Origin of the sequence: Actinomyces oris (assembly GCF_001553935.1) — a bacterium.
Classification (GTDB): Bacteria; Actinomycetota; Actinomycetes; order Actinomycetales; family Actinomycetaceae; genus Actinomyces; species Actinomyces oris_A.
In genome coordinates this window covers 162,822-182,880 of record NZ_CP014232.1, presented here as the reverse complement: position 1 = coordinate 182,880, position 20,059 = coordinate 162,822, and the positions used below count along the sequence as shown (strand labels likewise).

The following is a 20,059-nucleotide window of genomic DNA, read 5'->3' as shown; positions in this document are numbered from 1 at the left end:
GATGCGCCGCCGCCCGCCCCTGGTCAGCCTCGTCATCCCCGTCTACGGGGTGGCCCCTTACCTGGCCCGCTTCCTGAGCTCGCTCGACGCCCAGGACTACCCGCACGACCGTCTCCAGGTCGTGCTCGTCCTGGACGGGGCCTGCGACGACTCACCGAGGGCCTGCCGGAGCTGGGCGCGGCGAACCGACCTCGACGTCGAGATCGTCGAGACGGACAACGGCGGACAGGGCCGTGCCCGAAACCTCGGGATGGGGCGGGCCCGAGGACAGTGGATCGGCTTCCCCGATCCCGACGACTGGCTCGCCCCCGACTTCCTCACCCGGCTCCTGGCTGCCAGACGCCGCGGCGACGTCCTCCTGGCCGGCCGCACCCTCATCCACCAGGACGGTGCTGAGATCCCCCACCCCCTCGACTTCCGCTTCCAGGGCGGGACCGCCCGGGGCGACGCCGTCCGGCAGCCGCAGGCCATCCAGCTCTCCGTCCACGAGTGCCTCATCCGGGCCGACCGGGCGCTCGCGGCCCGGTTCCCCGAGGACCGTGAGGCCCCCACCTTCGAGGACGCCCTCTACCTGGGGCGTATCCGCAGCCGCTGGGGCCGGATCACCTACGTGCCCGAGGCCGTCTACCACTATGACAAGCGGGTCGCAGGCGACTCCGCGGTTCAGACCGCCTGGTCGCGGCCGGGCCGCTACGTCGCTCAGATGCGCACGCGCTACCACGCCCTTCTCGATGCCGCCGGTGGGGCGCCCTGGGCCCAGCAGACGATCCTGTACGACCTGGGCTGGTACTTCGGGGTCGTCGACGCCGGCCGGATGCCCACTGATCCGCCCGGACTGGGGCAGGCGCACGCGGCTGAGATGCGTGGGCTGGCGCAGCGCCTCGACTCCGAGCAGATCCTCCGCAGCCCTTGGGGCAACCTCGGTGCCCGGGACCGGGCCCGCCTTCTGCTGTGGAAAGGCCGACCCGAGGTGGCGGTGGTGCGTGACGGCGAGGTCATCGAGCTGTGTACCGTCGAGCCCGCCGGCCGGCAGGCGGAGCCCCTGGGCTACGCCGGCACCGACGTCGGCTGGGTCCTCACCGGAGCCGAGGCGGCGCAGCGCTACTCCGGTGCAGACGTCCCCCGCGTCCCTCTGTGGCCCCGCCGACCCCGGCTGGCCGAGCCGCGCCCGGCCGGGACAGGGCGCCTTCGCAGGCTGCTGCGGCGTCGTCGCTGAAGCGCGTCGATCCCCACCGGCCCTACGCCGCCCTGCCTCACGGGGTGGGGCTCACAGCGCCGGGGCGAGGCTGCGTGGTGCCAGGGAGATCTCCAGCTCGTCGGCGACCCAGGAGTACAGGGAGCCGGCGTAGTGGAAGGGGGCGGCCCCCCAGCGGTGCGAGTCGTCGGCCACCACGAGCTCGTCGGGAACCTGCAGAATCCGTAGGTCGGTCTCCTGGTAGACCAGCTCGATGTAGCGGGTCATGACCCAGTTGGCCTCCATGGCCGTCTGCCCCCAGCTCGGGACGGTGGGCAAGCCCGAGGTGGTCCGCGTCGCCCAGGGGACGTTGATGAGGATCGTCCGCCTGGCCAGGTCGAGCCGCTCCAGGAGGGCGTGGAAACGCAGCAGGGCCGGCCGCCACAGGTGCAGGTGCTCGGCCGTCCCCAGCTCGAGGAACCTGGCGGGAAGCCCCTCGTAGAGGCCGGCCGTCAGCGCCTCGGTCGAACGCGTCAGGAAGGTCCCGGGGGAGGTCTCCAGGACGCCGAGCCGCTCGTCGGTCAGGTCCCACAGCAGGAGGTCGGTGTAGGAGGCGACGGCCGTCAGCTGCGCCTCCAGGTTGCCCACCATGTCGGACAGGAAGGACCGACGGGCGAAGGACGACCTGAGCAGGGACAGATCGACGTCGCCGACGTCGGCCGGGCACCCCGCACTGATGAGGGACTGGCGGGCGATGTAACGCTCCACGCTCCAGCCCCGCTGCTCCATCTCACCGGCCACGTCCCTGGCCACGCAAGAGCCGTAGACCGTGATTCGTCCTGCTGTCATGGTGCTTTCCTCACTGTGCATGGGTCATACTCCTCGAGCGTGTCGGTAGGGCAGGGTGCGGCTCTCCGAGCGTTGGATCCGCACTCCCGCCGGTTTCCACTTCTCCCGGCACTCGGCCAGGATCGTGGCGGCCTTGTCCGGCTTGTTCTTGGCGATGTTCCAGGACCACCAGCGGTAGTCGTGGGCGATCTGGGGTCCCGGACCGTCACCGATGAGCTCGCCATCCATGAGCCACAGAGCCCGGGTGCACATCTCCTCAATGACCTGCGCGGCATGGTTGACGATGAACACCGTCCCGGCGGCGCGCCGCAGTTCGGTCATCTTGATCTCGCTGCGCTCCTTGAACGCGGCGTCACCGGTGGACAGGGCCTCGTCGATGAGGAGGATGTCCGGGTTCGCCGCGGCGGCGATCGCGAACCGCAGACGTGAGGCCATTCCCGAGGAATAGGTCTTCATCGGGCGGTAGATGGCCTTCCCGATCCCGGCCAGCTCAATGACCTCCGGGATGATCGCCTCGATCTGCTGGGGAGTCAGCCCCATGGCCAGGCAGCCCAGGCGCACATTGCGCTCGCCGGACAGGTCCGGGACGAGGGCCGCGTTGACGCCCAGGAGCACCGGGGTGGAACGGGCGCTCACCGTTCCCGAGGTCGGCGTCTCCAAGCCGCCCATGACGCGCAGCAGCGTGGACTTCCCCGCCCCGTTGCGCCCCAGGATCCCGATCGACTCCCCGGCGCGAGCCACGAAGGAGATGTTCTTGAGGGCTTCGACCCTCACTTTCGGCCTGTGCCCAGTCATCCCCATGACGATCTTCTGCGCCACGGAGGCGGCGCGCAGATCCTCGGCGTCCGTGGAGGGCGCCCGGTAGCTCACCCCGATCTCGTCGACGACGACGGTGGCGGTGCCGATGCCGGCCTCGTGACCCTCGGCCGCGGTCATGACAGCGGCTGACGAGTCGCCATCCGATGTCATCATGACGATGGGGGAGGGAGATGTCGCCTCCCCCGGCCCGTCCGCCTGGAGGGTCGCTGAATCCTTCCGTGCTCCGGTCTCAGCGCTCGACACCGTAGGCCTCCTCCTTCTCCCAGAAGAACACGAAGGACACGGCGGTCAGCCCCAGCGACCAGGCACTGAGGATGAGCCACATGCGCGGCTGCGGAACACGCTGGTACAGGATCACGTCCCGGTACATCGTGATGATGAGGTAACCGGGATTGAGGTCCATGGCCCGCAGCATCACCGGGTGATTGATGAACCGTTCGTAGGAGAAGAAGACTCCCGAGGCGTAGAACCAGAACTGAGTCAGGAAGGGCCAGATGTTGCGCATGTCCGGGATCGTCGTCGTGATACGGGAGGCCGCCAGCGTCAGTCCCAGGCTCAGGAGCACCTGAAGCGCCAGGACCGGGACGATGAGGACCCAGTGCCAGCTCGGCCAGGCGTGAGGGGGAAGGACCACCACGAGGACGAGGAGCGCGATCATCGGCGGGACCAGGTCGATCGCGCTGCGAATCGTGTACGACGCGGGCAGGGCGGCCCGAGGGAAGGAGAAGCCTCGAATGAGGTTCCTGCCGGTGACGATCACCTGGCTGCCACCGGTGACCGCCCGCTGCAGCGGCGGGAAGAACGTGACGCCGATGATGAGGTAGCCGATGAAGTTGTCAATACCGCGGCTCGTCTGCAGAAGTAGACCGAAGACCAGGAAGTAGACGATCGCGTCGAGCATCGGCTTGGCGATGAGCCAGGCGTTGCCCAGGAAGGTGCCCCGTTGAGAGCCCAGGGCCTTGGCCCGGGCGTCGGCCCAGATGAAGTGCCGGCGCTGCCAGAGCTGGCGGATGTAGGCCCCCAGCGGCGGGCGCCGGCCCACCGGGTAGAGCTCGCTGAGCTCGACGACGCTGACACTGACCTCCGAGCTGCCGCCCCAGAACGGCTGCCCATCGGACCACGGGGCCCAGGACGCCCTGCTCATACCAGCTCCTTGTAGATCTCGGCCTGACGGACTGCGTTGCCGCTCCAGGTGGGCAGCGGCTGATGCGTTGAGGGCGTTGAGGGCAGGGGATCTCCAGACGCCATACCAGTCAGCACTCGGCTGAGCGCCTCCGCGTCCCCGGCCGGGAAGGACCGATTCGTCGCTGCGGCGGTGAGCTCGCTGAGCGCGGGAAGGTCGGAGACCACCACCGGCCGCCCCAGCGCCATCGCCGTCATCGGCTTGAGCGGTGTCACCAGCCGGCATACCGGCGTATCCAGCCTCGGCACGCAGAAGACGTCCAGGGCCTGGTACCAGTCCAGGGCCGTGGCGCGCTCCACCCGTCCGGGAAGGACGCACACCGAGGCCTCCAGCCCCAGCTCTCCGGCCAGGGCCACCAGCCCGGGGCGGCTGACCCCGTCACCCACGACGGCGCACCGCACGTCGACCCCTCGAGCGCGGCAGAGCGCCACGGCCCGCAGGAGCACGTCGAAGCCCTCGTAACCCACCAGGGAGGAGACGCTGCCCACCCACAGACCGTCGGGGGACAGTCCCAGCCTTTGGCGGGCATCTGCCGGCGAGTACCTAGTGGCGTTGAGGACATCCTGCTCCACGGCGTTGGGTATGACCGTGATCCGGCCGGGCTCGACTCCTCGGGCCGCGAGGTCCTGGGCCTGGACCCGTGAGAGGACGACGACGGCGTCGGCCCACCGGGCCATCTCGGCCTCCTTGGCCCGTAGCAGCGCGAAGCGCTCGGAGCCCAGTGCCTCGGCCTGCTGACGCACCGGCCTGGAAGCCACCCAGGTGCACTCCAGTACCCCTCGCATCTCGTAGACCCAGGGCAGACCGTAGGAGCGGGCCACCGCCTGGGTGACCAGGGCGTTGACGTAGTTGGTGGTCGTGTGCAGCACGTGGGGGCGGAACGCCTCCACCTCCCGCGCCAGCAGGCGGCTCATCTGAGTCAGCCGGGCTATCGGCGCGGCCTGGGTGCGCGCGGGCAGAAGCCGCCGGTAGGTGACTGCGTCGACGACGTCAGTGGCCTGAGCGGCGGGCCTGCCGATGATGACGGGGTAGCCGATGCGGGTCACCGCCCGCACGTCGATGCCGGCGTCGCACTGCGCCTGAAGGAGTGCGTGCGAGCGCACGGTGTAGCCGGATTGGGTGTGGGGCAGTGAGCTGGTCAGCAGGTGAAGCACTCGCAGCGGCTCGCCGGGGTCAGGAACGGTCCAGCCCGGTGAGGGGGACAATCGGGGCAGGTGGAAGCCCGGGCTCATCATGGCGAGCTGGGAACGCAGACGGGCCCGCAGCGCCCCGGAGACGGGCGCTGCCTCCAGTGCGCTGAGCGCGGCGCTCAGGTGGCCCCGGGACCACAGGTCCCGCGCGCGCACCGCGGGACTCAGGCCCGCATCATCAAGATGCCTGCGCTCGGTGGAACCCAGGTGGATCGCTATCTCGGCGGCGAGCCGGCGACCGAGGGTCGATCGCGGCACCGCCCGGCTCAGCGCGTCACCGGCGCAGTCCGGTCGGTCGGCGATGAACGCCGACAGCGCCCGGCGCAGCTCGTGCTCACCGGGCCCGATGCTGAGCGCCCGTGCGCTCCGGCCGCGCCAGGGCTCAGGCATCCGACGTGCCCCCTGCAGGGCCAGGAGCACCGGGTCCTCGACCAGCTGCCGGGTGGCGGAAGTGCTCAGTAGTGCCAGGTTCCTCAGGATCTGGAGGTCAGTCACCGGCCACCTGCCTCAGGAGGGACTCATAGCGGTCGGTCATGACCTTGGCGTCGGCGTGGTCCGCCAGCCAGCGTCGTCCACCCGTCGCGTCCAGACGGCTGCGGTCGGCGGCCAGCGTGCTCCACAAGGAGGCCAGTGCCTGCGGGTCCTGCGGGGCAGTGACGTCACCGCAGCCGGCGTCCTCCACGATGCGCCGGGCCTCCCCGTCCACCGAGGCGCACACGTGCACTCCGGCAGACATGATCTCGTAGAGCTTGGACGGGACCGTCATGGACATGGCCGGCCAGTTCTGCAGGCTCACCAGAGCCGTATCGGCCCAGGCGTAGTGTTGAGCCACCTCACTCCAGGGCACAGGGGGATGGATCTCAACCGGGGCCCCGAGCCTGCGGGCCAGGGCTGCCACCTCCTGGAGCTGCGCGCCGTCGCCGACGATCCGCAGTACCACCGGGGTGCCGTTGCGCTGAGCGATGTGCGCGGCCCTTACCGCGAAGCCCAGCCCCTGAGCGCGCCCCACTGTTCCCAGGTAGAGCACGTTCAGGGCGCCGTTCGGGCGGTGTCGGCCGGCCCCCTTCCTTTCCATCGGCACCGTGGCACCGGTGTTGCGCACCGTCACCACGCGGCGTACCCCGCGCGAGCGCAGGACCCGGGCGAAGGAGTCCGTCGTCGTCACCACGGCCGCGGCCTCCTGCTCCAGGCGGGTGATCAGGGGCGGCAGGAGGCTGCGCGCACCCCGGCTGACAACGTCTATCCCGCGGACCCGGCGGGCCTGCGCCACGGCCGATGGACAGGCGGCCGGCTCGGACCACTGCCCGGCCGACAGGAGCAGGTCCGGCCAGGCGTCTCGCAGCTCCACCACGACGGGACGGTGCAGGACCCTCCCGACGGCGAGCGCAGCCGGAAGGGTGGGGAGCCCCGGTACCGAGCCGAGGATGACGTCGGGACGGTTACCTCCCCGAAAGCGTGCTACCCCCAGGCGCACGGAGTCGGCCGCCGTGACCATCTGATCGACTCCGCGTCCGCACACGGCGTTGCCGTAGGGGCGGAAGATCGTGCGATGCACCATGGCTCCGGTGACGTCTCGCCTGATCGAACCTGCCACGTGGGCCCCTCCGCCTGGCAGGAGACGACCTCCCGGGTAGTGGGGGGCTGGAGCCAGCACCGCCAGCTCATGGCCCCGGGAGATCAGCGCCTCGGCCAGCCGGTTCCAGCGGCGTTGAGGAGCCCCGACCTCCGGTGCCCAGTAGTGAGTGAGCAGAAGAATGCGCATGCCCTCACCTCGCCCGTCGAGGGGTGGGGAAGGGATTGGGGGCTCCGATGATGGAGGGCATCTTCAGATAGAGGATCAGGACTGCTGCCATGGCGACCTGGGGCATCCAGAGCCGGCTGCGGGTCAGAAGGCTGCCTGACGCCAGAGCCGAGCACGACGCCGCGGCCAGGGTCACCAGGAGGGCCGACGCCCAGTGCGGCCAGCCGGCACAGACCAGGCGCTGATAGACGTGAAGCCGGTGCGGCGCGTACCAGCACTGGCCCGCTCTCAGCCGCTTCCACAGGGTGTAGCCGGTATCCGCCAGAAGCACGAGGACAGGGGCGAGCGCCGCCTCCACGGCCACACCCTGGGCCAGGCAGGCCGTGACCGAGAAGGCCCAGGCGCCGCCCAGGGCGTAGGAACCGGAGTCACCCAGGAACACCTTGGCACGAGGCGTGTTGAAGGGCAGGAAACCAAGGCATGCGCCGGCCACCGAGACCATGACGAGCCCCAGCCCGGGAACCGGGGCGAGGATCGCCACCTGGACGTACCACAGGGAGGTCATCAGGGCGTGGCTGCAGGCCAGGCCGTTAGCGCCGTCCATGAAGTTCGTGGCGTTGACCAGCGCGGCGGTGCTCACGCAGATCGCCGGAGTCCACCACAGTGAGACCTCGAAGGTACTGTGTGCCACCAGCCCGAGTCCTGCCCCCAGGGCGAGCTGGAGAACCAGGCGAGTCCTGACCGACACGGAAAACAGATCCTCGATCAGCCCGAGCAGCGCAAAGGCCAGCACGGTCGCCAGCCCCATGAGCGCGAGGCCGAGACCGGTCAGTGAGTGAACCGTGTCGTGCCGGTGCACCGCAGCCAGTACGGTCGCCCAGGTGGCCAGCGAGGCGGACAGGACAATGGCGAGACCACCACCGCGGGGAACAGGCGTCTTGTGAAGGGATCTGTCCCCGGGAACATCAATGACGCGGGCCCTCCGCAGAAGTGGAATCACCGCTGCCGTCAAGGAGGCGCAGACAGCCGCCGTCAGGGCGAGCCCGCTCAGAAGCAGGGTGGTCATGAGGCCGTCTCCAGGGCCCGTCGCGCCTGAGCCTGCCATCTCAGTCGGTGCCGCCACTGATCCGCCACCGCGACGGCAGACCCAGCCAGGGCTGCGCTCCACGGCAGGAGGCGGACCTGTGTGGCGAGGTCGAGGAAGCTGGACCCCAGTGCGAACCCGGCCCCAGCCACGATGACGAAGGGCATGGTCCGCGTGGAGGCCCACGGCCAGTAGCGGCATGTCACGTACCAGGCGGTCAGCTGAATGAGTGCAGCGGATGCGATCCCTATCAGGAGCAGGCGCGGATAAAGAATTCGATGCGTTGATAAGAGCGTCCTGGCAAGGGTTGCCAGGAAGAGACATAGTGCCCAGGAGACGATGTCTCGGCTCACCGCTGAGAAATCGGACGGGAGGCTGGGGGTCGAAGCGGCCACGGAGGGGATGCCTGAGGTGGTGCGGGAGGGGGTGGCAAGGGGTCGGGCAGGTGCTACTGCGACCACTGGTGACCTCCGGTCTTCTTGGACGGGAAAGGCCTGGGTGTGGCCTTCTTTGCTCGTTTTCTTATAACGGTAGTTGTGTCATCGAGTCGGAAAAGCCGCAGGCGTCATGATTGGCTTGTCTGCAATCAGACTGTGATGTTCAGGGCTTATCGTGACGGCGCCGAAACCGCTCGTAATCGTTGCGATACCGCGGAATATTGGGGTTCTGTCACATGATGGCCTCAGGTTGTAATGGGTCGGCGTGAGGGGAGGGGGTCGGTTTCGCGCATTCATTGGGTTAAGTGATAGTGGGTGACGGCCGACATAGTTGAGACCCTGCTGCAAGGGGGTAACAAGGGAATTCTGGGGGGTGTTGCGCACTTAGACTTAGTGGCGAGCGCGTTCAGCCGCCATACGTGCAACCAACGACAATGTCATCGATTCTTGTGTGATTCATACAAAACGATGAGCCTAACCCGCGAGGACACTCCTAATGAAACGCATCATCACCTACGGCTCCTTCGATCTGCTTCACTACGGGCACATCGAGCTGCTGCGCCGGGCCAAGGCTATGGGGGACTATCTCATCGTCGCTCTATCGACCGATGAGTTCAGCGCCTCCAAGGGGAAACGTGCCTACTTCTCCTATGAGCAGCGCAAGGCGATGCTTGAGGCCGTCCGCTATGTCGACATGGTCGTTCCTGAACGGACCTGGGGTCAGAAGAGCCAGGACATCGACGAGTACGGCATCGACCTCTTCGTCATCGGCGATGACTGGATCGGCACCTTCGACGAGCAGCTTGAAGGACGCTGCGAGATCGCCTACCTCCCGCGGACCCCGGAGATCGGCTCCGCTCAGGGACGGCCGTGCCGCGAGGGGCGGGAGGACGCTCAGGAGGCTCTCGTGCAGTGAGTGCTCTCAGACGTGGCGATTGTGTCCGGGGCCGAAGTAGACGTCGTCGAGCGTAGCGGTCTGTAGGGAGCGCTGACGCAGAATGTCGATGATCTGGCCGTAGACCTGAGTGACGGTGGGGAAGTTCGCGTGACCGATGACGATGTGCTGCGCGAGCAACCACTTCTGCGCCTCACCGAGAAGGATCTCCGGCGTGAGCAGCCCGGAGTCTCCGAAGGAGCCGTACCACATGGTCGTGGTGGTGTAGCCGATCTTGGCGCAGACCGAGTCGGTGTAGGAGCTGCGGCCGCCGTAGGGCGGCCGGATGAAGGGGGCGCCCGTGACGCCGTAGGTGTTGCGCAGCAGGTTCTCGCACTGGGTGAGCTCGTCGATGATCCCGCCCTCCGACAGCGTCGTCAGGTCGGGGTGAGTCCAGGTGTGGTTCGCCAGCTGAACCTGCCCTGATTCCACCAGGGGCCTCATCTTGTCCCGGTTGTCGGTCCAGCTCGGATAGCTGCCGGTGACGAAGAAGGTCAGTCGGACTCCTGAGTCCTTGGCGAAGTCCAGGTAGGCGTTCACGACTGAGGAGTCGACGCCGTCGTCGATGGTGATGGCCACGACGTTGCCGACGTTCTCCGGTAGGCCGGTGATGAGTGAGTCCGCCGGGCTGGGAGTGGGCAGTGGCGGCGGGCCGTCCTGAAGGTGGAGCGGGCTGAGGGAGGGGGTCGGTGAGGGTGTGGGTGAGGGGGTCGGCGAGGCCTGGGGGGAGCCCTGCGTCGGGGATGAGGCCGGTGAGGCGGAATGGGCTGCTGGCCGTGCGGTGTTGCAGGCGCTGAGGCAGCCTGCGGTTCCGGCGGCCAGGGCGAGCAGGAAGTCGCGGCGTTGCATGGGATCGACTTTCTCGAAGGTGGGTTGTCGGGGCACCGCGCAGCTGCTCCGCCGGCCGAGGCGGTGCAGTCAGTGAGCTTGGCGGTTGATCGGGGCGCAGGGGAACGGCTGGAGCCTTCACTGTCGGCTGTAGTATGCCTGCGCCACGGAGGTGACAGCGTCGCTTGCTGCCAAGGAGAGGGGAGAGGTGGGCGGGATGATCCGCTGTCGGTGGGGTGGCTGACGGGGTTTGAACCCGCGACCTCCTGGACCACAACCAGGCGCTCTGCCGACTGAGCTACAGCCACCATGTACGGTATCACCGCAACGAGTCGGTACTGTATCCGCTCCTCTCCCCGCACACCAAACTGGACTCGGTGCACTACGTCACGTTGCGCTGCTGCACTGAGGGCGCCGTCGCCCTCTTCACCTGGTGGGTGTGCTGAGGATCCGCTCGGCCACGTCCTTGCACTCCTGGGAGCTGGGGCCCTCCCCGCTGGGGAACAGCACCTCGCGGTAGTAGCGCAGCTCGTCGATGGACTCCAGGATGTCCGCCAGCGCGCGGTGCCCGCCGGCCTTCTTCGGCGCGTGGAAGAAGGTCCTGGGGTACCAGCGCTTGGCCAGCTCCTTGAGGGAGGAGACATCCACGATCCGGTAGTGGAGGTGCTTGATGAGATCGGGCATGTCGCGGGCCAGGAACGCCTTGTCCGTGCCCACGGAGTTGCCCGCGAGCTGGGCGGTGCGCGGCTCGGGCACCAGGGAGGTCACATAGTCCAGGACCGTGGTGCGGGCGGTCTCCATGGTCACTCCGTCCTCCAGCGCGGCCAGCAGGCCCGAGGAGGTGTGCATGGTGCGCACGTAGTCGTCCATCTGCTCCAGCGCGGCGGCGGGGGGCTTGATGAGCACATCGATTCCCTCAGCCAGGGGCTTGAGCTCATAGTCGGTGACGACGACGGCGACCTCGATGAGCGCGTCGGCGCTCTGGTCCAGGCCCGTCATCTCACAGTCGATCCACACCAGCGGGTCAGAGGTAGTCATCTGCTTGCTCACGGGAGCCACTGTAGTCATCTCGGCGAGCTTCAGGCCTGGGACCCTCCCATGGGGTGGTGAGATTCGAGGCGTTATTGGCGGCGATGTGCTGGCGGAGCGGTCCGGTGGCGCGAAGATCGCGATAAGGTCTCCATGAAGTCTGACCGCCCTTGAGCAACACGGAGCACTGATGTCCCACAGCCCCGACCCCCGTCACCTCGGAAGCTCCTACATCATGGAGACCCGGATCGGTGCGGGTGCCCAAGGAGAGGTCTGGCGCGGTCGGCGTACGGACTCTCGCGAGACCTTGGCCTTCAAGGTGCTGCGGGCGGACCTGGTGGAGAATCCCGACGTCGTGGAGCGCTTCATCAAGGAGCGCTCCACTCTGCTGCGGGTGCGCAGTCCCTATGTCGTCGCCATTCGTGACGTTGTCATCGAGGGTTCGACTTTCGCGATCGTCATGGACTATGTCAACGGTGGTGACCTGCGAGATCTGCTGAGGGCATACGGCTGCCTACCGCCTGCGCAGGTGGCGTCCCTGGGGGCGCGTATCGCTCAGGGACTGTCCTCGGTTCATCAGGCCGGCGTGATCCACCGGGACATCAAGCCCGCCAACGTCCTGCTCAGCTCTCGCCCCAGCCGGGGCGGCGACCCGGCTGAGACGGTTATCGTCGGGGTCGCGCCCGGAGGGGAGGTGCCCGAGACTGTTGTGCCCCGACTCGCGGACTTCGGGGTGGCGCGCATCTGCGACACCTTCTCCGCCTCCCACATCACGGGAGCCATCGGTACACCGCTGTACATGGCGCCGGAGATCCTGTCGCTGCAGGCCCCGACCTCGGCGGCCGACATCTACTCACTGGGCATCATGCTCTACGAGATGGTGTGTGGGACGACGCCGTTCGTGGGGCAACCCGCCCAGCTGCTCAGCCAGCACGCCCGGCGTGACGCGGGCCGGCCCCAGGGGGTGCCCGACCCGTTGTGGGAGCTCATCGCCTCGATGATCTCCAAGCAGCCCGACATGCGTCCTTCGATTGAGGACGTCGCCCAGCGTCTGGACGTCATGCAGTCCACTCTGGCCGGTCTGCCGGCCGCACCGCGGCTCGCCTCGCCCCCGCAATCAACGGTCTCGCTCGTTCCCTACGACTGGGAGGCCCTGCCTCCTGCGGCTCCCGAAGTTCCTGCGGCCCCGCCGGCGACGCTGCCGACTCCCTCGGCGACCCCGGCCACGATGCCCTTCGCCCCGGATGCGCCGACCCTGGTGAGCGGGCAGCAGTACGTCCCCGGCCCCGGACAGGCTCCTGTCAGCCCGGGGACGGCAGGGGCCGCGGGCTTCACCGTTCCGGCGATGCCGACCGGCCCCGGTGTCTCCGACCCCTCTGCGCCCGCCTTCTACAGTCAACCGGGCCCGCAGTACCCGGAGGCTGCGACGGGTGGTCCGCAGGCCGGAGCGCGTCGGCGGTGGTGGCGGCGCCGGTGGGTGGCTGTGGCCGCCGTGGTCACGGTCCTGGCGGTGGTGGGGGCGAGCGCGACCTGGTGGTACTTCTTCTCCGGAGTGCAGACCGGCAAAAGGTGGGCGGTGGAGCTGCCTGCTGGCAACGGTGTCCGGGAGGACCTGCGCTACTCGTCGGTTTCCGACCCCGTCCTGTCCGCAGACGGGACCACGATGGCCTTCCATCACGATAGTAAGACGCGCCTCGTGGATCTCACGAAGAGCACGACGACGCCGGTGTGGAGCGGTGAGTGCGATAAGACCCTCCCCTGGGTCGGTGGCTCGATGCTCTGCACCAAGTCCAGTGATGAGTCCACGGTGGTCGGGGCTGCGGGCAAGACCTCCAAGGCGCCTTTCTCCAAGGGATCCTTCTACATCGGTGCGACACCCGACCTCGGCATCGTGTCCGACGAGGGGGAGTCCTCCGACGGAGGCTCCATGAAGGCCTACGACGCATCCGGCAAGGAGAAATGGACCGCTTCGGGTCAGTACGAGGCAGGCCGGGTCAACAACGGTTTCATCCTCACCTACGAGAACAAGTCGCGACAGTTCCAGGTGCTGTCGGCCAAGACCGGCGAGGTCCTCGTCTCCGAGCCCGGCAAGCAGCAGGGCTCGGACTTCGATGAGGACTCTCGATTCCCTGGCGGTTTCAATATCGAGTCCGGGCCGGAGGCCTTCTCCCGAGTGACGTCCTCGGGCGCCACGATCTACAAGGCCAACGGCAGCGAGGCGGCAACCGTCTCAGGCAAGTTCTCGGAGAAGCACTGGTGGGCTGCGTCAGCACCACTGGATGCCTCCTCACTGAAAGACGCCTACTCCTCCTTGGCCAAGGCATCGTCCTCGACCACCCCGGTCATCGGTCCCAACAGCACGGTCAACGTCGTTATCAATACGAGCGCCTGCACGGCCGAGGTCGGCAGCAAGAAGCTCGCGCTGCCTGAGTTCTCGCAGCGCGAGGGCTGCCACATCAGACCCATCGGGCTACTCAGTGACGGGCAGGTGCTGATCGAGGTCGGAAGGCCGAGCATATGGGACAGTGAACCGGGCAACCTCGTCGTCGCCGTGTCACCCGAGACGGGCAAGGTCGGCTGGAAGACCCCCGGAGCCTATGCTGGCACCGTTGTTCCCGCCGAGGGCCAGAGCGACGCCCGTCTCCTGGCGGTACAGGGCTCCTCTTTCAACTTCGACCTGGTGATCTCCCGCATCACCAGCAAGTAGGAGCACCTGCGATATGCGGCGCCGGGGTGCGGACCATCTCTGTGGTCGGCACCCCGGCGCTCATACTCAGGAGGGGCTGAAGGGAATCAGCGACGTCCGCGACGGGCCAGGGCGACATAGCACATCACCATGCAGGCCAGGCCGATGGCTGAGAGTAGGCCGTAGTCCGTCAGCCACTGCGCGGTCTCGTGCTTCCACAGTGCGTCGTGGCGGTTGGGCAGGATGGCGAGCATCTCCAGGGTGGAGGAGGCCATCGCGTAACCCCACCGCGATGGCATGAACCAGGCGAGCTGCTCGAAGACCGCCCGCCCCGCGATCGGAATGATGCCGCCGGACAGGACTAGCTGGGCCATGATGGAGACCACCAGGACCGGCATGACCTGCTCGGAGGAGGAGACCATCGCGGAGACCGCCAGCCCCAGGAGCCCGGAGACGAAGGCGACGGCCCAGCAGCAGAAGGCCAGCTCCAGACCCGGCCACCCCTCCAGGATGACGGCATCTGAGGGACCCTTGTTGAGGGCCAGGGCGATGCCCATCATCAGCGCGGTCTGGATAGTGGTGATGAGCGCCAGAATGGTCGCCTTGGAGAACAGGTAGGCCCCGGATCTCAGACCGACGGCCTTCTCCCGCAGGAAGACGTCCCGCTCCCCGATGAGGTCACGGATGGTCGCCGACATCCCGGAGAACGCCGCCCCGGTGATGAGAATGACCAACAGCTGCAGTGCCTGGCTGGAGTACTTGATGATCGGGGGAGTGGGGTTCTCCGGCGTCGGGGCAGTGGGCTCCGGGTAGTGGGGGACCGCGAAGCCGTCGCTGCCCTCGATCGCCTTGGTTAGCAGTCCCATGATGATGGGCAGCAACAGCATGAAGGCGAGGTAGGACGGGTCCGCCGCCACGATCCTCAGCTGGCGCCGTACGAGGGTCGAGACCTGCCTGAGCACGGACTGCTGCTTGGGTGGCTTCTCCTGCGTCGCCGGTCCCGCAGCCGCTGCGGGAGCCCCTCCGCGGCGCGTCGAGGGCACCGTGGCCTCCATGTACTGACGCAGCTCCGCGGTGTGGTTACGGATGAGGGCGTAGACATCGGCGTAGCCGTCCACGGCGGGCGGGTCGGGCAGGGTGCCTTTCGGCGTGTTGAGCAGCAGGCGGCCCTGAGAGGCGATCTCGTTGAGCCTCTGGCGGAAGTAGGGGAGCACCTCTCGGGGGGAGCCGTAGTAGACCGGCTTGCCGCCCGCCGCCAGGATGAGGACTTTGTCCGCACGGTCAATGTGGTTCTCATTGTGGGTGACGACGACGACCGTGCGGCCGGTGTCACCAGGACGGGTGCCGTGAGCCAGGGACGCCAACAGGTCCATGACGTCTCGGTCCAGCTGGGGGTCCAGGCCGGAGGTGGGCTCGTCGAGGAACAGGAGGCTGGGGCGTGTTAGCAGCTCGATGGCGGTGGAGACCCGCTTGCGCTGTCCTCCGGAGAGCTTCTTGACCCGCTTGTCCACATGCGCGGTCAGGTCAAGATCCTCCAGTACCTCGGCGATGCGCCGGCGCCGCTCGGCCTTGGACACGTCCTTGGCGAAACGCAGCTCAGCGGCGTACTCAAGGGTCTTGCGGACAGTGAGGGCCGAGTGAATGACGTCGCTCTGGGGGACCACGCCGATCTTGTTGCGCATGACCGGGTAGTGCTCGTACACGTCCAGCCCGTTGAAGAGAACCTGGCCCTCCTGGGCCTTCTGCTCACCGGTGAGGGCCTTGAGCAGCGTCGACTTCCCTGCTCCCGACGGGCCGACGACGGCCAGCAGCTCGTTGCCAGGCAGGGAGAAGGAGATGCCGTCGAGCAGCGTCATGCTGCCGTTGTTGACGCGGAAGGTCAGGTCCTTGCCCACCAGTTCTCCGCCGGCTCCGCCCGCGACCTGGACCTCGCACAGACCATCCGGGCTCAGGGCGATGAAGGTCGATCCCAGACCGATGAGCACGGGCTGGGTGACCTGGACCTGTGACACGCGCTGCCCGGCGACATACAGGCCGTTGGTGGATCCCAGGTCGGTGACGACCATTCCGCTGGAGGAGACGTCGATACGGGCGTGGTGCTTGGAGATGAGCGGATCATCCAGGACCAGGGTGTTATCGGGCGCGCGCCCGATGGTGCCTGAGGAGGTGACGCGGAAGGACGTGACCGTGTGCCTCGAGGTGGGGAAGGCTCCCGAGCTCGCTGAGCTCGATGAGGGCGGCGCCGGGCGGCCCGGGGGGCCACGTAGGTGGCAGCTGAGGATGCCGATGCCATGGCCTGGGGCACGGGCGCGGACTGCGCCGAGAGGGCCGGGGCCGGGCTGACTGGACGCTGGAGGGGAGCGGCTTGGGGCGCGGAGGCCGCACTCGGCTGTGACGGGATGAAGGGGGCGCTTGACGCAGACGGAGCGGGCTGTCCCATCGGCTGGGACTGGATGGGGGCGCCGGTCTGGGCCGCGCTGCCGGAGACGATCGGAGTGAGCCCCAGCGCCGGCCCGGAGGCGTCGCCCAGCTGGATGCGAGTGCCTTGAGTCACGAGTGCCTCGCGCGTCACGGTCCCGTTGACGAGCATGCCGTTACGCCCCTGGCACCTCACTGCCCATCCCGTCGGGGTGGGGGTCACCTGGAGATGGGTGCGGGAGACCAAGGGGTGGACGATCTGAACGTCGCTGTCCGGTGATCGCCCCACGGTGAAAGGAGCAGTAAAGGTGTGAGGCTCCAGAGATGCCTGGGCAGAAAGGGAGCGCACGATGAGTGCGGGAGTGGGCAAGGCGCGGTCCTTCCGAAGGGGGCGGGATGGGGGCTCCCAGTCACGATACTGGTGTTTCGGCGTCGTCGCTAAGAGTGAGGACTCCCCGCCGTGAGGTTGGATACATACGGACAGGGGTGGGCTCCTACGGCGGTACGGGGGCGCGCCGCCGACCTGGCTGTCTCCGGCGCAGAGGCGCTGGGCCTACCGGCGGGCAGACCCTTCCATCGGAATCCACCATGTGCGGAGTGCTCCGCACCCACCCCCTCATTTCCCAGGGCAGCGTGTGTGCCGTGAGGCCTCAGCGGGCGTTGTTGACGAACTCCAGCATTCGATCGAGGTCATGTGCCCAGAAGATCGTCAGTCCGTTATTCTGTGCATCGACGAGGTTGTGAACTGTGACGTTCCTGATCAGCCTTCTGCATATTCCGCCGATAGGTCTGCTGACGGCTCGTTGCGATCAGGCTTATGGTGGAGATCGTCGTCGGAGACGGGGGGTGAGGCGAGGTAGCGGAGGGCGTAGCGCTTGTCCGGATCGGTGATGTACTCCCGAACGACGGTGGCGAGCTCCTGGAGATCGACGCTTTCTTCGAGGAGATTCTCTACGGAATCCCGATACTTGTCGAAAAGATCGGAATAGAGCTCGAGCGGCTCGTCAATGCGCTTGTTCTTGAAGATCTCGGTTGCTCGTGCGATCTGCGCGGCGAACTCAGACTCCGACCATCTCGGCGGCGCTACGTGAGTCATGACGGCCCTTGTCGCGGAGCAATGGGAGGTCTGGAACCACCAAACGCTCCATTTCTCGTGGCTCGAACTTTGTCAAACCCCCAGCATAGGTGCGACCGCTAGTCGTCGACACGTTGACACGCAGGTACGCGGCGAGGGCGTCGAGATCCGAGTCGCTCATGGTTTCCCTCGGGTAGATTCCGTGAGCGATGTTGATGTGACGGGCATCGACCGCGTTCCTCACGAACGCGGGAGGCCGCCGCGCCATGTAGGTCGTCAGGATGGGTGCCGGAGAGGACAGGCCGATGCTCCACCATGCGCGTCGATTGCGAGCCACGTAGCCGTTGGCGACACCGAGCCGCTTCGCTTTGCGCAAGAAGCGATCGACTCTCTTCCTGTCGGGTTCGTCGAGGATGTCCAGATCGGTAGGAAGGCCGATGACTGCCTTGAGGCCATCGGAGGTTGACAAGCGCTCTCCCGCGGCGAAGAGCTCGCGTGCGCGGGTGATCGCCGGGAAGAGAAGATCGTCAGGAAGGTCAACGGCGTCGCGAGGAGTGACCCATATCTTGTTCGCTCCTGTGACGGTGCCTCGGTGGACGCGTGCGAGCTCTCCAAGCTCAACGTAACCGTCGGGGAGCCTCGGAGTCACTCGGGTGATGACTGACCAGCGGGATGTCTCGGCGAGGCGCTGACGCGAGACGGGGAATCCGGTGGAGAGATCACCGAGCGCGTCAACACTATCGACGGTCTGGATCTGCACCTCAGGGGCGTTTGCGCCGACCTCGAAGCAGGTAATGGCACCGGTGACGGTGGCGTCACCGAACGGCAGACTCGTCGGGCTCAGGATGTGGAGGCTCGACACGGAGAGAGGGCCGATGAGGAGCTCGCGAATGAGCTGGCCGTAGTTGACGTCGAGCCACTCTGAGCTGGTGATGAAGGAGCCGATGTCTCCGGCCTGAGCGTAGAGTGCGGTCGCCAGGAAGAAGTGGGCGTGCAGACCGGAGAGCTTGCTCGCCTTCATGCCCATCATCTGTGAGGCCGTCGCACCGAGCCAGGTCTTCCAACGAGCATTAATGTTATGGTGTCGGACATACGGTGGGTTCCCAAGGAAGAGCGTGACCCCCTCGATCTTGGGCAGTCTGAGCGCACGATAGTCGCCGACGATGACCTTGAGACGCGATTCGAGCCCCAGGACACGAGCGTTGGCGCGAGTCATGAGGGTGGCGTAAGGGTCAAGGTCGGATGCGAGCCCGACCGCGTGTGGGAAGGCGCGTAGGGCAGCCAGAATGTATCGACCGGAACCGCAGCCGGGATCAACCACGCGGGCCGGGGTCACGCGTCCTTTCGTCCACTCCAACATGGAACGAACAATGGGGGCGGGAGTGAATGTCTGCCCGCGTGGTCGACGCTCCTCGGCGGTGCGCGCAGCGCAGAATGCCTGGCCAAGAGGATCCTCGCCGTCGAGGATGAGTCTGCGTATCTGCGAAAGGTCGAGAGACTCGACGGGCTGAGTGGGAAGCACGGCCAGCTCTGCGGATGACAGGCAGTGGCGATCGACGCTGAGCGCGAGGCAGGTCGCGGCGATCTGGTCGAGGGTGACGTCATACATTGAGGGTGAACACCCCTCGGGAGACTCGGATGAAGACGCGCTCATCCTGAAGCGCGCTGCGGTGGGAGGAGTCGGGGCACACGCCGACGACGGGCTCGACACCCTCCCGGATCTCCTTGATGGATGCGGGTGTCCCACGTTTCGCAAGAAAGTCGCGCATGGCGAACTTGAGTTCGTTGTGTGGTCTGCGTTTCCTGCCCAACAGCGGCTCCCTGTGCTGCCTCACTGTCGACCGTATTACGTCGACTTTACCATGAGGTGCTCCTGTGGGGTGCTTCCTGTCCGGCGGTCATCATCGTTCCCAGCGTGGAATGCGCTCTGCGCAGCGGTGTTGGCCAGAGTGTGCCTGGGAGGAACTGCCACCACGCGATGTGATCCACCCGTGACACATGTGTCGATCAAGCCGGTTGCAGGGTTGTTGCAGTGCCATCACGGTTGTATTGCGGGTTGGGCGGCCAGCGGTCCTGGGTGCGCCTGTTGTGGCGACACAGAACCGTTCGATCGTTCGGATCGATGTGTGCTCGTCATATCAGCGTGATCGGCTCGAGATCATCTCCTGGTGCTGACGACGACGGCGGGACGGTGCTCCCGTCGGCTACAGGGTCGTCATGGTGATGGCGTAGGCTGGTGAGGCGCTTCGCGCACGCCTCCGTAGCTCAATGGATAGAGCATCGGCCTTCTAATCCGCAGGTTGCCGGTTCGAGTCCGGCCGGGGGCACTGACAGTCGAGGTTGAGAAGGTTGATATTCCGCGGACTATCGACCGTTCGGGCTGCAGGCTCGCCGGGGTCGTGACGATGGTGTTGCACCCCTCGCCCCGTTGATGTCCCGCTTTGGAGGACGTGGCCGGCGGCTGTGTTTCTGGCTCGCCTGAGAGGATGACTGGTCGCCTCCCGAGGTGCTCGGCGCGCGCTCGCAGTGGTCACAGCGGGATGACAGGAGATTCTCACTGAGCTTGCGACACATGTGGTGTGAACTGTCGAGATCAATCGTCGACTCTGCTG

Annotated in this window: 17 protein-coding genes, 2 tRNA genes and 1 pseudogene; 5 read left to right on the top strand and 15 right to left on the bottom strand. The window is 67.0% G+C overall.

Features of this window, described 5'->3' with window-relative positions; all coding sequences use genetic code 11:
- The first annotated feature begins 1 nt into the window (after position 1).
- Positions 2-1,216 (top strand): glycosyltransferase family 2 protein, encoded by a 1,215-nt coding sequence (locus AXE84_RS00820; RefSeq protein ID WP_236750081.1) that lies wholly within the window; start codon positions 2-4, stop codon positions 1,214-1,216.
- Between the two features lie 51 nt (positions 1,217-1,267).
- Here the strand turns inward: AXE84_RS00820 and AXE84_RS00815 are convergent, their stop codons facing one another.
- The 7 genes from AXE84_RS00815 to AXE84_RS13095 are packed head-to-tail and all read right to left on the bottom strand — an operon-like array spanning position 1,268 to position 8,207.
- On the bottom strand, positions 1,268-2,044 hold the full coding sequence (locus AXE84_RS00815) for a DUF6270 domain-containing protein (RefSeq protein WP_010614805.1): 777 nt from the start codon (positions 2,042-2,044) through the stop codon (positions 1,268-1,270).
- A gap of 3 nt (positions 2,045-2,047) precedes the next feature.
- Positions 2,048-3,085 (bottom strand): ABC transporter ATP-binding protein, encoded by a 1,038-nt coding sequence (locus AXE84_RS00810; RefSeq protein ID WP_010614806.1) that lies wholly within the window; start codon positions 3,083-3,085, stop codon positions 2,048-2,050.
- A complete protein-coding gene (locus tag AXE84_RS00805) occupies positions 3,072-3,986 on the bottom strand; it encodes an ABC transporter permease (protein ID WP_060956507.1) in 915 nt (304 codons plus the stop codon). Before AXE84_RS00805 ends, AXE84_RS00810 begins: the two co-directional genes overlap by 14 nt.
- The gene (locus tag AXE84_RS00800) at positions 3,983-5,710 is read right to left on the bottom strand and encodes a glycosyltransferase family 4 protein (protein WP_060956506.1); all 1,728 of its coding nucleotides are present in this window, start codon (positions 5,708-5,710) and stop codon (positions 3,983-3,985) included. The genes AXE84_RS00805 and AXE84_RS00800 overlap by 4 nt, the downstream gene beginning before the upstream one ends.
- Positions 5,703-6,977, bottom strand: coding sequence for a glycosyltransferase family 4 protein (locus AXE84_RS00795; RefSeq protein WP_010614810.1), 1,275 nt, complete (start codon positions 6,975-6,977; stop codon positions 5,703-5,705). Before AXE84_RS00795 ends, AXE84_RS00800 begins: the two co-directional genes overlap by 8 nt.
- A 4-nt stretch (positions 6,978-6,981) precedes the next feature.
- The gene (locus tag AXE84_RS00790; protein ID WP_010614811.1) at positions 6,982-8,022 is read right to left on the bottom strand and encodes an MraY family glycosyltransferase; all 1,041 of its coding nucleotides are present in this window, start codon (positions 8,020-8,022) and stop codon (positions 6,982-6,984) included.
- On the bottom strand, positions 8,019-8,207 hold the full coding sequence (locus AXE84_RS13095; RefSeq protein ID WP_236750079.1) for a hypothetical protein: 189 nt from the start codon (positions 8,205-8,207) through the stop codon (positions 8,019-8,021). Before AXE84_RS13095 ends, AXE84_RS00790 begins: the two co-directional genes overlap by 4 nt.
- Positions 8,208-8,973: 766 nt before the next feature.
- On the opposite strand from AXE84_RS13095, the gene tagD reads away from it, so the two are divergent.
- On the top strand, positions 8,974-9,393 hold the full coding sequence (tagD, locus tag AXE84_RS00780) for a glycerol-3-phosphate cytidylyltransferase (RefSeq protein ID WP_010614813.1): 420 nt from the start codon (positions 8,974-8,976) through the stop codon (positions 9,391-9,393).
- Between the two features lie 6 nt (positions 9,394-9,399).
- On the opposite strand, the gene AXE84_RS00775 is transcribed toward tagD, so the two are convergent.
- The 3 genes from AXE84_RS00775 to orn form a co-directional block, all read right to left on the bottom strand.
- Positions 9,400-10,260 carry a polysaccharide deacetylase family protein gene (locus AXE84_RS00775; RefSeq protein WP_010614814.1) on the bottom strand — a complete coding sequence of 287 codons (861 nt, stop codon included), beginning with the start codon at positions 10,258-10,260 and terminating at the stop codon, positions 9,400-9,402.
- 211 nt (positions 10,261-10,471) lie between these two features.
- Positions 10,472-10,547 (bottom strand) — tRNA-His (locus AXE84_RS00770).
- A 118-nt stretch (positions 10,548-10,665) separates the two neighbouring features.
- The gene (gene orn / locus AXE84_RS00765) at positions 10,666-11,277 is read right to left on the bottom strand and encodes an oligoribonuclease (RefSeq protein ID WP_060958092.1); all 612 of its coding nucleotides are present in this window, start codon (positions 11,275-11,277) and stop codon (positions 10,666-10,668) included.
- 181 nt (positions 11,278-11,458) lie between these two features.
- Here orn and AXE84_RS00760 point away from each other — a divergent pair, with 181 nt between their 5' ends.
- Positions 11,459-13,975, top strand: coding sequence for a serine/threonine-protein kinase (locus AXE84_RS00760; protein ID WP_010614816.1), 2,517 nt, complete (start codon positions 11,459-11,461; stop codon positions 13,973-13,975).
- A gap of 86 nt (positions 13,976-14,061) precedes the next feature.
- Here AXE84_RS00760 and AXE84_RS00755 read toward each other — a convergent pair whose 3' ends face one another.
- A complete protein-coding gene (locus AXE84_RS00755) occupies positions 14,062-16,236 on the bottom strand; it encodes an ATP-binding cassette domain-containing protein (protein ID WP_420480488.1) in 2,175 nt (724 codons plus the stop codon).
- A gap of 9 nt (positions 16,237-16,245) precedes the next feature.
- On the opposite strand from AXE84_RS00755, the gene AXE84_RS13090 reads away from it, so the two are divergent.
- A complete protein-coding gene (locus AXE84_RS13090) occupies positions 16,246-16,503 on the top strand; it encodes a hypothetical protein (RefSeq protein WP_152631034.1) in 258 nt (85 codons plus the stop codon).
- Between the two features lie 35 nt (positions 16,504-16,538).
- Here the strand turns inward: AXE84_RS13090 and AXE84_RS13085 are convergent.
- From AXE84_RS13085 to AXE84_RS12745, 4 genes and pseudogenes are all read right to left on the bottom strand, one after another.
- Positions 16,539-16,661: pseudogene (locus AXE84_RS13085) on the bottom strand (FHA domain-containing protein); the annotation flags it as partial.
- A 471-nt stretch (positions 16,662-17,132) separates the two neighbouring features.
- Positions 17,133-17,468, bottom strand: a complete 336-nt coding sequence (locus AXE84_RS00745; RefSeq protein ID WP_010614818.1) for a hypothetical protein — start codon at positions 17,466-17,468, stop codon at positions 17,133-17,135.
- Positions 17,431-19,056, bottom strand: a complete 1,626-nt coding sequence (locus AXE84_RS00740; RefSeq protein ID WP_010614819.1) for an Eco57I restriction-modification methylase domain-containing protein — start codon at positions 19,054-19,056, stop codon at positions 17,431-17,433. Before AXE84_RS00740 ends, AXE84_RS00745 begins: the two co-directional genes overlap by 38 nt.
- Positions 19,049-19,216 carry a hypothetical protein gene (locus tag AXE84_RS12745; protein ID WP_010614820.1) on the bottom strand — a complete coding sequence of 56 codons (168 nt, stop codon included), beginning with the start codon at positions 19,214-19,216 and terminating at the stop codon, positions 19,049-19,051. Before AXE84_RS12745 ends, AXE84_RS00740 begins: the two co-directional genes overlap by 8 nt.
- Positions 19,217-19,701: 485 nt before the next feature.
- On the opposite strand from AXE84_RS12745, the gene AXE84_RS00735 reads away from it, so the two are divergent.
- Positions 19,702-19,774: transfer RNA gene (locus AXE84_RS00735), tRNA-Arg, on the top strand.
- The last annotated feature ends 285 nt before the right edge of the window (positions 19,775-20,059 follow it).